This is a genomic window from Rhabdochromatium marinum (assembly GCF_016583795.1).
Taxonomy (GTDB): Bacteria; Pseudomonadota; Gammaproteobacteria; order Chromatiales; family Chromatiaceae; genus Rhabdochromatium; species Rhabdochromatium marinum.
On sequence record NZ_NRRS01000014.1, the window covers coordinates 26,213 to 39,046 of the forward strand.

General features: G+C 62.2%; 7 protein-coding genes. 3 read left to right on the plus strand and 4 right to left on the minus strand.

All coding sequences use genetic code 11. The annotated features are described in order from the left end of the window. The first annotated feature begins 5 nt into the window (after positions 1–5). Complete coding sequence (locus CKO36_RS06340; protein WP_200282089.1) at positions 6–1,475, plus strand: TrkH family potassium uptake protein; 1,470 nt, start codon at positions 6–8, stop codon at positions 1,473–1,475. A gap of 8 nt (positions 1,476–1,483) precedes the next feature. Here CKO36_RS06340 and CKO36_RS06345 read toward each other — a convergent pair whose 3' ends face one another. The 4 genes from CKO36_RS06345 to CKO36_RS06360 are packed head-to-tail and all read right to left on the minus strand — an operon-like array spanning position 1,484 to position 6,520. After that, positions 1,484–2,230 (minus strand): hypothetical protein, encoded by a 747-nt coding sequence (locus CKO36_RS06345; protein ID WP_200282090.1) that lies wholly within the window; start codon positions 2,228–2,230, stop codon positions 1,484–1,486. After that, the gene (locus CKO36_RS06350) at positions 2,227–4,131 is read right to left on the minus strand and encodes a VWA domain-containing protein (RefSeq protein ID WP_200282093.1); all 1,905 of its coding nucleotides are present in this window, start codon (positions 4,129–4,131) and stop codon (positions 2,227–2,229) included. The genes CKO36_RS06345 and CKO36_RS06350 overlap by 4 nt, the downstream gene beginning before the upstream one ends. A gap of 49 nt (positions 4,132–4,180) precedes the next feature. Then, positions 4,181–4,867 (minus strand): sensor histidine kinase, encoded by a 687-nt coding sequence (locus tag CKO36_RS06355; RefSeq protein WP_200282095.1) that lies wholly within the window; start codon positions 4,865–4,867, stop codon positions 4,181–4,183. A gap of 3 nt (positions 4,868–4,870) precedes the next feature. Beyond that, positions 4,871–6,520, minus strand: coding sequence for a tetratricopeptide repeat protein (locus tag CKO36_RS06360; protein WP_242469426.1), 1,650 nt, complete (start codon positions 6,518–6,520; stop codon positions 4,871–4,873). 278 nt (positions 6,521–6,798) lie between these two features. Between CKO36_RS06360 and msrA the strand changes: the two genes are divergently transcribed. Further along, entirely contained in the window at positions 6,799–8,163 is a 1,365-nt protein-coding gene (msrA, locus tag CKO36_RS06365) for a peptide-methionine (S)-S-oxide reductase MsrA (protein WP_200282097.1), read from the plus strand. 235 nt (positions 8,164–8,398) lie between these two features. After that, entirely contained in the window at positions 8,399–12,775 is a 4,377-nt protein-coding gene (locus CKO36_RS06370; protein WP_200282099.1) for a TIR domain-containing protein, read from the plus strand. Positions 12,776–12,834: the final 59 nt, after the last annotated feature.

The window sequence follows — 12,834 nt, forward strand, 5'->3', positions numbered from 1 at the left end:
TTTAGATGCATTGGCGCGCGATTCTGCGGCTGTTCGGCATTCTGTTGATGTTCTACAGCCTGGGGTTCGTCCCATCGCTGGGCGTATCGCTGCTCTATGCAGACGGTCAGTGGGGAGTGTTCGGCCTGTCACTGTTAATCACCGTAGTCACCGGCGCTCTGCTGTGGGTGTTTAACCTGGGGGTCAAGAGCGGGGTCTCGGTGCGCGAGGGCTTTCTGATTGTCACCCTATTCTGGGTCGTCCTTGGTTTGGTGGGCGCACTGCCCTTTGTCCTTGGGCTGCATCTGAGTCTGACTGATGCGGTCTTTGAGTCCATCTCCGGATTTACCACCACCGGGGCGACGGTGATCGTCGGACTCGATGCCCTGCCCCAGTCGATCCTCTATCATCGCCAGCAGATTCAATGGCTGGGTGGCATGGGGATTATCGTGCTGGCGGTGGCTATCTTGCCACTGATGGGCGTGGGGGGCATGCAGCTCTATCGTGCCGAGGCCTCGGGTGTGGCCAAATATGAAAAGCCAACCCCACGCATTGCCGAGACAGCGCGCGCCCTATGGTTGCTTTATGTGGGACTAACGCTGCTGTGCGCCCTGCTGTACTGGCTGGCCGGCATGAATACCTTTGACGCGATTGGTCACGCCTTTACCACAGTCGCGACTGGTGGCTTTTCCACCCATGACGCCAGCTTCAGCCATTTCGACAGTGCCACCATTGAAGTCATTGCGATTGTGTTTATGATCATTGGTGGCGTGAACTTTGTAGTGCACTTTATCGCTTGGCGCAAGCTTGATCTGCGCATTTATTTCACCGATCCGGAAGTGCGAGCTTATGGGCTGATTTTCGCCGGTGGCGCTGGACTGGTGGCGCTCAGCCTCTGGTGGACCGGGGGCTTCAGCGGCAACTGGAATAACGAATGGAGTGGAGCCTGGGGTGCCCTGCGTTACGCCGCCTTTCAGTCCGCCTCGGTGCTGACCGGGACAGGCTACAGTACCGCGACCTTTGCCGACTGGCCGCTGCATATTCCACTGATTCTGGTAATTCTCGCCTTTGTCGGCGGCTGCGGTGGCTCAACCGCCGGGGGGCTTAAAGTGCTGCGGGTGATGCTGTTGGCCAAGCTCGGCGTGCGGCAGCTGTTTCAGTTGGCCCATCCGCAAGCCATGGCGATGGTGAAGATCGGCAAACGGCCGGTACGCGATGACGTGCTCTTTTCGGTATGGGGCTTTTATGTGCTCTATATCGTGACCGCACTCATGCTCACCGTCGCCATGATGGCGGCGGGGCTGGATCTGGAAACCGCCTTTGGTGCCGTGGTGGCAACCATCAATCTGCTGGGCCCTGGCTTGGGCGAGGTGTCCGCGACCTTTACCACCATGGACCCGGTGGTCAAGTGGCTGGGCGTCTTTAGTATGCTGGCCGGGCGCCTGGAAATTTTTACCCTGTTGATTCTGTTCCTGCCCGCGTATTGGCGCAATTGATCAGATGATCAGGAACGGGAGTCAAACAGGTCAGCGAGTTCATCCCCCTCATCGGCTTCGGTGATAATCATTTCCTCGTCGCTGTCGTCGGGAACGGCATCAAGCAGCTGCACGGGCTGGCTGTCGTCGTCATCAGCCTCGGGGAGTGGCGGTGCCAGCATGCCCTCTTCCTCAGGCTCATCAACAGCCGGCGCCGCTTCCTCTGCATCGGCTTCAGCGCCTTTGTTATTGTCATCATCATCATCGCTTTTCTGGAAGCGGTTGAAGGTGGCGTTATACTCCTCAAGCAGGCGCTCGATGACCTCTTTATTGTGCTGCAACTGTTCGCCCAGTTCGGCATTCTCAGTACGCAGATCACCCAAGGCAGTCACTTCCTGGTTGGTGTTGGCCTGAAGTTCCGCCCAGGGACTCAGCACCTTGCGTAATTCATCGGGAATATCGCGCAGCGATTTGCCATTCTCATTCAAATGGATATTCAGCATGGCGTCGTAAAAGGCCTGCTCGCGTGCCAAGAAGGTATCCACAGTGGTGGTCAGCTTGCGACCCTTGAGCTGCGCATTGGACTGAAAGAGCTTGGTCAGGGATTCGCGTCGTGATGGAAGTTCACCCTGGACGGTACTCTTGAGATCAGCCGTTTGGCTGTGCTGATCCGCTGCTGCGCGGCGCTGACGGCGACGCACCACGAACAGAATCACCGCTGAGGCCAACGCGAACTCGGCGGACATGATCAAGCTGGCCAGTTCAAGCGTCGTCATGTCAGGGCCTCCCCTTCATCGTCATCGTCATCGTCTGCTGTGTCGTCGCTGGATTGGCCTTTTTTTTTCGCCTTTTTATTTGTTGTTGCGGAAGGCGCCCGGGTGATCAGCAGCACCAGGCCGATCAACGCCGCAAACGCGAGGGTGCCACCACCCACTACTGCGGCCAGCAGCGGCCAGGAAATCTCGTCCGTCGCGCCCTTATTGGCTGTTTTCGGCGGACGACCGTCGCGAAAATCGAACAGGAAGCTTTCCCTGGGCGACTCCAAAATCAGCGCCTCGCCAGCCACGGTTTCGGCCCGCAGACGCGCGCTGGCGCTGTAAGCACCGGCCCGAGTGATGGGTATCTCATAGTGGGTCGAATCCCGGCTCAGCGCATTGAATTCCAGTACAGAATCATTGCCCTCCGGCCCTTCGAGACGCAGATAGCCAAACAGGCTGCCGGGTCTGATTAGCTTGGAATCGAACTCCAGCTGTACGCCAAGTTGCGCATCGCCCAGCTCCCCCGGTGGTGGCATGTCGGGCTGATAGCTGATTTTGAGCGGGTTGCCGGTGACCCGTAGGCTGCGGGTGATCTGACGCTTGAAGGTCGGGCTTTCGAGCAGCGCGCGCACTCGGTAGGTACCAGGCATGAGAGTGCCGGACTGAACATCCATGCGATAGGTCAGGGTGTTCGGATCGAGCGGCAACATCAGCGCCAGCGCTGGAATCGTTGCCGAAGGTGCGGCTAACGGCAGGCTGCCCGCTGCGCTCTGAGCGGATCCCTGCTGATTGAATCCTTGGGGTGCTGCGGCCGGATCAGAGCTGGCGCTGGTTTCCGTGTGCTGGGCTGTAACGTTAAATTCGACCTTGGCGCTGGCGAGATTTAGGAAGTCCTTGAGCTTGATCGGAGAACCCTGCTCGGTAGGCCAGAGCTCCAGAACGAAGTTGGCCTGAGTAGGAATTGAATTTGGCAGCGGTTCCATTGCCAGACCAAGATCCGTCATGACCGCGACCCGGTTGTCCGGATCCAGACTGCCCTGTAACTCCCATTCGCCCGGCGTGGGAGCCGTGATGGTGACCAGATCGTAATCCTGTCCGTCATTCCAGGAGACGCTCATCGCCCCAGCCAGCGGAATACGCCCGGCGGTGATGGTCTTGCCATCCGGGGTGATCAGAGACACCGGCTCGCCAGGGGCGTGAAAAGCCAGCAAGGTGAACTCACGCACACCAGTGTCAATGGTAAAGCGGTTGCCTTCGATCGGAACAGTGGTCGGGGGTGCGGACTGCTCCAGCATGCGCAAAAACGCGCGCTGCAGGGCCTCGGAGTCTTCAGCCACTTCAAGCCAGCCGCCGGTTTGCTGGGTCAAAGCCTCGACCAGTGCTGCATCGACCTGATCGGAAAGTGCCACCACATTGGTTTTGACCTGCAGGTCTTGCAGGCGGGGAATGGTGCTGTCCAGAATGCGCTGGCGTGAGGCGGCATCGCTGTTTTCGCCCGCAACATCGGGAACATCAACCAAACCATCGGTGAGCAGAATCAGGTAGCGCTCTTCGTCAGCCGCCGGGGGCGATGACCAGCCTTCCAGCGCGGCATTGATGGCGCTTTCGATATTGGTGTAGTTGCCGTTGGAGTGGATGCGGCGCAACTGCCCGCGGGTGCGCTGCTTCCAAGCCTCATCAACGACACCAGGCGCCACCAGAGGTTGCGGGGCATTGGCAAACAGCCACACACCGGCCTGGTTGTCGAGTGGCAACAACTCGCTGACCAGCCGCAAGGCGGGAACGCGCAGGTTTTGTGGATCGTTTTGGCGCATACTGCCGGACACATCAATCAGCATGCGCAGATCGCTGCTAGCGACCACGGACAAAGGACCAAACAACAGCGCCAGGGCGACGGTGAGTCGCGCGAGGGTGAGCATTCTAATACGGCAAAGGCGGTGCATAACTCAGGATGACAGGTTGTTGGGTTTAGGGTAACCACAGTTCAAAACAACCCCCCGGCAGACCGCCGCAGTTGTTTTTCACGTCAATATGGCCTTTACGCTCCCCGGAACGATGCAGATCGCAGATTTTTTCGGCAAAGATCAAGCCGAGACGGGTACGCCCGGTGGCACGCGGCTGATCCAGGGTCAGATGCTCATCGGCAGTGCCGTGATGCAGAAAGGCTGCGGGAAAACCTTCCCCATCGTCCTCAACACGAATCACAAGAAAACCGTCTTCCTCGCGAGCCGAGAGTTGAATACGCGCCTTGCAGTAGCGTTGCGCATTGCCAATGGTGCTGTCAATGACGCTGCGAATCATTTCGAGATCAAAAAAGCCATTCAGCATCGGATCGCATTCATAGCTGAGGGTAACGCCCAGTGCTTGGCAGATGGTCTGATTGTTGGCCAAACATTCGATAAACAGATCCTCGACATTCTGCTCATCAATATCGATCGATAACGCACCTTCGCCGAGCTTATACAGCGATAGCAACTGCATCAGATTGTGGTTAACACGCTGCACTTGATGCTGAAGCAGCGTCGCCTGATGGGTATCAGCAAAGGTGTTTTTGGGATTATCAATCATCCCGGACAGGGTGGTCGATATCAGACTCAAAGAGTTTTTGATGTCATGAATCGACGATGCCAGCATGTCGGAAAAATCCATCGCCATAATTCAGACTTTCTCCTTATTTGCCATGAGTCGCTGCAAGCGCGAGGATACATCGGCCAGGCGCCAGTCGTCCGGGGCCACGATGCGCACCTGCTCAATGTAGTCACGCAGTAAGTGCAAATCATCAGCCTGTACCCCTTGCTGTTCCATCTTCATGATGAGCGCTTTGGCTGTATTGAGGCTCACAGTCTTATTGCCGGGCAGTTTGTCTGCTGCGTCACGCAGCATTTTGATCGCCGCTTCATAGTTGCCCTCTTTGATCAGGCGCACCCCGGCATTGTTGACTTTAATGACTTCTTGGCGAATTTGGTTGACCTGTTTTTCGTCGGTTTCTTCCAGGCCGGCGTTCTCGCAGATCTGTTTGATCTGCTTGAGCACACCCTCATCATCGTGGTTGTTGGCGATGGCATTGTGCAGGATTGCCTCGGCTTTTTCACGCTGTCCAAGCTTGGCGTAGACACCAATCATCTCCAGTCCCAGCTGAGAGGCACGCGCGCCGCTGACCGCATCCCGTTCCAGTTCGGCGATCGCCAAGGCGGCAGCAGCTTCTTTCAATTCGCCCTGGTTGGCTTTAATCATCGCCGTCGCCGTAGCGCGATAAAACTCGACCTCTGAATGTCCAACAAAATTGCGTGAGAGTTCATGCGCAACCTTCACGGCTTCGGGGTGCTTGCCATTGGCAGTGAGGGACAGCGCTAGCCCGCCGTAAATCGCAGGATGGTTGTGGTGGGAATGTTTCGCCAGCTTGACGGCGTTTCTGAACCACTTCTCCGCCGACTCGGTATCGCCTTCCTTAAACGCCAGCTCGGCGAGCATCACCTGCCGCTTCAAGCCACGTGGTGATAACTCCGCCGCCTGTTCGAGAATTGTTTCGGCGTCTTCCAGACGCCCCTCAGCCAGCAATACCTTGGCAAGCAAATCGTAGGCATGGATGATGGCAGGATCTTCGCTGATCAGTCCGCGCAGAATTTCCTCAGCTTTTGGATACTCCTTTTTCAACAAGTGCACATTACCCAGGCCAATCCTGGCCCAACGCACATCCCGCTCGTCGCAAACGCCTTGGTAGACTTTGCGCGCCTCCTCCAGATGATTTGCACTAATCAAAGCCTCGGCCTTGATCTTGAGCAGTTCCAGGCGATTTTTGGGTTTATCGGCCAGCAGGGAATTCAGCCCGTTAATGGCGCCGGTGTAATTTTTTGCCAGCAGCGCCTGATCAACTTTAGAGAGCCTGGCTTTGCGCTGAATGAGCTTTTCGAGCCGGGTTTTCAGCAACTCTGCAGTGAATGGCTTGGTTAGAAAACTGTCGGGAATATGCTCCACCGCAGCCATAACCATCTCGCGGGTGTTTTCCGCCGTCAGCATGACAAAAATGGTTTCGACCCCAATCAGCTGCCGATCACGCGCCTCTTCAAGCACCTGCTGGCCGTCCTTGCCGTCGCCAAGGTTGTAATCACACAGAATGATATCGGGGCGGCGCTTCCTGATAATTGTCAGCGCCTCATTGCCGTTGGAGGCCAGCTCAAAGTTGCTGATCTCCAATGAGCGCAGGATAGCACGCAGTACGTTACGCATTTCAGCATAATCATCGACTACGAGAACACTTTTCTGACTTAATTGATTTGATGTTGTTGACATTTTTTCGTTAGCGTCCAATCATCGGGATTGGTCTGTGTCAAGGCCATCCGTTAGCCTTGAGCCAGTATCCAACACCAGAAGCGCATCAGGGTATTCGGCTGCCGCAGCAGCCCCGGGATAATTCTTTAAGAATAAACCCTAACCTGAAGTAGTGCGAGCCAGAATCCCATTTGCGCTGTTTCAGGCGCGACTGAACCGGTGATTCTTGCACCCCCTTGGCTTTGGCCAGAGGGTTCGCATCTGATACAGAGCCAGCCTTAATGGCTAAGGCCTGTCACTGATGAGGATTTTCCCCGATGACCAATAATCACCGCACCGAACCACCACCCGGCCGCCTTGGCAAAGGCTTGGCAAGCCGCGTCATGGCACTGATCAGCGCATTTGGCCTGGGATCCCTGCTGCTGGCCTCAGGACAATCCCTGGCCCAGCCGCTTAATCCTGATCAGGAGCGCATTGTTCTGGGGATGGGATGCTTCTGGGGAGCCGAGAAGCGCATGTCTGAACTGCCAGGCGTCACCGATGTTGTCAGCGGCTATGCCGGCGGTGAGCGGCCCAACCCCGGCTACCAACAAATTCTGCGCGACGAGCGCCGGGGCCAGCTGCGCAATCACGCAGAAGTGGTACAGGTCAGCTTCAACCCAGGCAAAACCAGCCTGGAGGCGATTCTGATTGGTTTTTGGGAAAACCATGACCCCACCCAGGGTAATCGCCAGGGCAATGACCGTGGCTCCAATTATCGCAGCGCCATTTACTTCAACTCAGCAGCCCAGGAAGCTGTCGCACGACGCACCAAGGCCATCTATCAGGACGCCCTGAGCGCCGCTGGCTACGGAGCCATCACCACCGAGATCGCACCACTGAACACCTTCTACCCCGCCGAGGCCCAGCATCAGGATTATTTACAAAAAAATCCCAAGGGTTACTGCGGGTTGGGCGGTACCGGCGTCAAGTACCCAGATACCCTAGCCTCGGCATCAACACCAACACACAGCCCGCCGGCTGATGCTGAGCGCAAGCCTCTGGTCGGCAGCGAACTGTCCACCACCCGGCAGTTAATCGCCTTTGAGGCACCAGACTGCGGTTACTGTGTGCTATTTAACCAGGAAATCTTGGCCCACTGGTCAGCGCCAGTTCCTGTGCGCCGCACCCTGTCGACGCAGCCACCCACAGACTGGGTGCTATCAGAACCCCTGTGGGCCACTCCAACCATCGTGCTATTTGAACAAGGCAAGGAAAGCGCGCGTTACACCGGCTATACCGGCGATGCGGACCGCTTCTGGCGGTGGCTTGCCAAGCAAACCCTGAGCCCAGAAGCCTTTGAGATCGCTTACGGCAAGGGCACCGAAGCACCGTACAGCGGCTCGCTGCTCGACAATCACCGCCCCGGCACCTATGTTGATCCGGTCACCGGCGCTCCGCTGTTTCGCAGTGACGCGAAGTTCAAAAGCGGCACCGGCTGGCCCAGTTTCTTTCAACCCATCGCAGGCGCTGTGACCATGCACCAGGACTTAAGCCACGGCATGAGTCGCACCGAGGTGCGCAGTGCAAGCTCTGGCATTCACCTGGGTCATGTCTTCAATGACGGCCCGGCACCAAGCGGCAAGCGTTACTGCATCAACAGCGCCGTGCTGCGCTTTATCCCCGATCCGCAAGCACTCTGAGGCCAGGTTCACGATGACCCGAGTGCTTTCAATAGATCGTCACAAAGGCAGTATACGAATATAATCTGTGTGTCCATCGGGGTTCCTCGCCAGTCGTTGTACGCTAGCAAACTCCGATGGACGCCGAACCATCAAGGTTGCAACTTGGGTAACCTATGCAAAGACGATCCGTAGTTGCCTTTTTCGTTACGAATGGCCAAGAATAGAGCCCCCATCGGCGCACAGGAACGGCAGGATGCGGCTCTTCATCTCTCACGCTACAGAAGACGACGATCAGGTCCGTGCGCTGCAGCGCGTCCTGGAACTGAACGGGATCCAGGTCTGGATCGACTCTCGCGAGCTGGTCGGCGGCGATCGGCTCCATCCTGAGATCGAACTGGCGATCCGTAACGCGGATGCCTTCCTGGTCCTGATCAGCCCGGATGCCTTCCAATCCGACTGGGTCTGTGCCGAGCTGACGCTCGCTTTGGACGTCCAGCAGGAGAAAGGCGCGGACCAATACCGGGTCATCCCGCTCACCTTGGACGGCACCAAGCTCGGGGCCTTCTCAGGATACTTTGGTGCCGCGCCCGCCTACATCCCGCTGTCCAGCGCCCCCGACGGCATCGCCGAGGCCCTGCCGAAGATCCTGGCTGCCCTGGGCCGAGAGCTGATCGCCGACATCGAACCCGTGGCTCAGCAGGACGAGCGGCCCCTCGAAGACCTGGTCCTGGAGCTCTCCGATCTCGGCTTCCAGGTCGACGACAAGAATATCCGCCGCGCCCAGGCCCGCGCTCGGCTGGTCTACCAGCCGGCGCAGACCGGCGCCCGCGAGGTGCGCAGCCAGCAGGACTGGCGCCTGGTCGCCCCCATCGGTCCGATCGAGGCCGATGAGCTGGCCTGGTATCTGGAGAAATACCCACTCTGGCCGGGCGAGCCCTACCAGGCGCGCGCCAGAGAGGTCGAGCAGGATCTGGTCAAGTGGGGCCAGCAGCTCTACCAGGCGGCCATGCCCAGCGGGCAGACCGCCAACGTGCTGACCGCCTGGAACGGCGTCAGCGCCAACGCCGCCCGGCGCTTCTCCGTGCAGGTGGACGCCGCAACCCTGGCCGGCACCAACGAGGCCGAGCAACGGGAGGCCCAGGAGGCCGCGACCGCCCTGCTCGGCCTGCCCTGGGAGTTGCTGAACGACGGGCAGGGATTCCTGTTCCAGGGCGCCCGGCCCACCCGCGTGCGCCGCCGCCTGCCGAGCACCCGGGGCTACGACCGCCCACCGCTGGACCCGCCGATCCGCATCCTGCTGGTCAGCCCGCGGCCCGAGGACGACGCCTGCGGCTACATCGATCACCGCGTCTCGGCCCTGCCGCTGGTGGAGGCCATCGAGCACCTGGGCGGTCTGGTCGAGCTGAGCATCCTGCAACCGCCGACCCTGCCGGCCCTGCGCGAGGCACTGGACAGCGCCCGCGAGCGGGGCGAGCCCGTCCACGTTATCCACTTCGACGGCCACGGGGTCTACGACCGCCAGAAAGGACTGGGCGGACTCTGCTTCGAGGACCCGGCCGACCTCGCCCAGCTGGAGCGGCGCGGCCACCGCACCAGCTACACCGACGACCTCGGGCCGCTGCTGCGCGACCACCGCATCCCGCTGGTCTTCCTCGAGGCCTGCCAGACCGCCCAGGCCGAGGACGCCACCGAGTCCGTCGCCAGCGCGCTGCTCCAGGTCGGCGTCGCCGGTGTCGTCGCCATGACACACTCGGTGCTGGTCGAGACGGCCCGACGCTTCGTCACGCCCTTCTACGCGGCCCTGGCCGCCGGACAGCGCATCGGCGACGCCATGCTCGAAGGCCAGCGCACCCTGAAGGACGACGACGCCCGTGGACAGGTCTTCGGCGCCGGACAGTTGCGGCTGCAGGACTGGTTCGTCCCCGTGCTCTATCAGGAGCAGGACGACCCTCGACTCTTTACCCGCACGCCAGCGCCGCGCACGCTCGAGGCCATTCGCGACGACCTCGCCCGCCGCCTCGGCGACCTGCCGGACCCGCCCCAGACCGGCTTCATCGGCCGCTCGCGCGAGCTGCTGGCCCTCGAGCGCCTGCTGCACAGCGAGCGCTGGGCACTGATCCGAGGCCAGGGCGGCGAGGGCAAGACCGCCCTGGCCTGCGAACTGGCCCGCTGGCGGCTGCGCACCGGCGCGGTCGCGCGCATCGCCTTCGTCTCGGTCGAGCAGCACCTGAGGGTCGAGGCCGTGCTCGACACGCTCGGGCGCCAGCTCGTGCCGAACTACAGCGTCACCGCCTTCGAGGACATCGCCAAGGCACGCCAACCCATCGAGCGCGTCCTGCGCGAGCAGCGCACGCTCATCGTGCTCGACAACCTGGAATCCCTGCTGCCCGGAAGCCTCGACGCCCAGGCCCCCGAGACCCTGGTCCGGGAGACCCGCGACACCCTCGAGGCCATCCTCGCCCTGGCCCATGGGCTGCTCGACACGGGCCAGACCCGGCTGCTGCTCACCAGCCGCGAGCCGCTCCCGGCCCCCTTCGACCACGCCCGCAACCGCCGCGAGCTGCACCGGCTCGCGAACGCGGACGCCATCACCTTGATCGAGAAGGTCCTGGGTCAGGAAGGCAGCGGTCTCCCCGACGCCCGGACCGAGGCCATCCAGGCGCTGATCGACAGCGTCCAGGGCCACGCCCGCACCCTGGCCCTGCTCGCCCCGAGCCTCCGCGCCCAAGGCGTCGAGGCCACCCGCGAGCGGCTGGTCGCGCTGATGGAGGAGATGGAGCGCCGCTGGCCCGGCCAGCGCGAGCAGTCGCTCTATGCCAGCGTCGCCCTGTCACTGGCCCGGCTGAGCCCGGAGCAGCGCGAGCGGGTGCGGGTGCTGGGGGTCTTTCAGGGCGGTGTCCACCTCGGCCTGCTGCGCGCCATGATGGGCTGGGAGCAGACCGAGGTCGCCGACCTGGCCCAGGCCCTGATCGACACCGGACTCGCCACCGCCGGCCCCTACAACCACCTGGCCCTCAACCCGGCGCTCTGTCCCTACCTGCTGCGCGAGCTGGACGCGCCGGCGTGGGCGGATCTCGAGGCGCGCTGGCAGCAGGCCATGGGGGAGTATGTCGCCTTCCTGAAGCAGCAGCGGAGCCAAAACACCGAGCTGGCCGCGACCCTGACGGTGTTGGAGCTGGCCAACTTGCTGGCCCTGCTGGAGCGGGTCGAGGCCGCCGGGGACCCGGAGTCCGTCATCGATCTGACCAGCGCGCTGCATCAGCTCTTCCAGTGGCTCGGCCGACCGCGCCTGCAGGAGCGCCTGGCCCGCGCCCGGGACACGGCGGCGCAGGCGCTGGGCGCCCAGGGCCACGGCGCCAGCCATGCGGCCTTCGAGGCCCAGCGTACCCGCATCGAGCAGCAACTGGCGGCCGGTCAGCTCCAGGCCGCCCTCGACGGCGCCCGGGCCTTGCTGGACGGGGCTCTGGCGGCCGGACCGGCGGCCTACCCAGGGGCCGACTACGACCTGGCCGGAGCCCAGTGGCTGCTCGCCCGGGTGCTGCAGACGGCCGGCGCCGCCGAGCCCGCCCTGCCGCTGCTGGCGCAGGCCCGGCAGGGCTTCGAGACCATCGCCCGGGAGCGGTCCAACCGGGCCGCCGAGCGCATGGCCTCGATCTGTCTCACCGAGCGCGGCGACTGTCTGCGCAACCTGGGCCGGCTAGACGAGGCGGCGGCGGCCTATGAGGGGGGCATCCGGCTTGATGAGCAGCGCGGTGCCGAGCGGGATGTCGCGGCAGGCAAGGGCCAGCTCGGCACGGTACGGCTCCTGCAGGGCCGCCTCGACGAGGCCCTGGCGGCCTACGCGGAGGCCCGGACGCGCTTCGAGGCACTGGGCGAGCCGGGCACCGTGGCCGTGATCTGGCACCAGACCGGCATGGCCCTGCAGGCGGCCGGCCGGGGCGAGGCGGCGGAGGATGCCTATCGGCAGGCGCTGGCGCTCGAGGTGCGGCTGGGGGACAAGGCCAAGCAGGCGAGCACACTGGGGCAGTTGGGCAATCTCTACGACGATGTCCTCCACCGCCCCGAGGAGGCGGTGGCCTGGTACCGCCAGGCGGCGGATCGCTATGTGGAGATCGAGGATCTGGCCGGTGAGGGTGTCGTCAGAAGCAACCTGGCCGCGACCCTGCGCCGGCTCGGCCGGCTCGACGAGGCCCGTCGGGAGGTGCGCCGGGCCAGCGAGAGCAAGGCAGGGCTCGGTCATGCCGCCGAGCCCTGGAAGACCTGGGGCGTCCTCGCCCGTATCGAGACCGACGCCGGCAACCCTGCGGCCGCCTTTGATGCCCGCGCCAAGGCCGTGGCGGCCTATCTGGCCTACCGACGCGATGGCGGCGAGAACCACTCCGTCTCGGGCCGCCTGGCCCTGGCGGTCAGCGAGCCCTTGCTCGCCGGTGATCCGGCCACCGCCGAGGCGCGGCTGAACGCGCTGGCCGCGCACCCGGACCTGCCCAACGCCCTGCGCCCCTTCCTCCAGCCCCTGCTGGCCATCTGCCAAGGCAGCCGCGACCCCGCCCTGGCCGACACCGAGGGACTGACCTACAGCATGTCCGCCGAGATTCTGCTCCTGATCGAGTGCCTGACAGCCGCACCGTAGGTCGGGTTAGGCTGCGCTAACCCGACCTACAGGGGAAGTTCTTCAGGATGCCGCTTGTT

Excerpts from the sequence above, each read along its gene's own strand:
- CKO36_RS06355 (WP_200282095.1), bottom strand. The coding sequence starts at position 4,867 with ATGGCGATGGATTTTTCCGACATGCTGGCATCGTCGATTCATGACATC.
- CKO36_RS06370 (WP_200282099.1), top strand. The coding sequence starts at position 8,399 with ATGCGGCTCTTCATCTCTCACGCTACAGAAGACGACGATCAGGTCCGT.
- CKO36_RS06340 (WP_200282089.1), top strand. The coding sequence starts at position 6 with ATGCATTGGCGCGCGATTCTGCGGCTGTTCGGCATTCTGTTGATGTTC.
- CKO36_RS06350 (WP_200282093.1), bottom strand. The coding sequence starts at position 4,131 with ATGCTCACCCTCGCGCGACTCACCGTCGCCCTGGCGCTGTTGTTTGGT.
- msrA (WP_200282097.1), top strand. The coding sequence starts at position 6,799 with ATGACCAATAATCACCGCACCGAACCACCACCCGGCCGCCTTGGCAAA.
- CKO36_RS06345 (WP_200282090.1), bottom strand. The coding sequence starts at position 2,230 with ATGACGACGCTTGAACTGGCCAGCTTGATCATGTCCGCCGAGTTCGCG.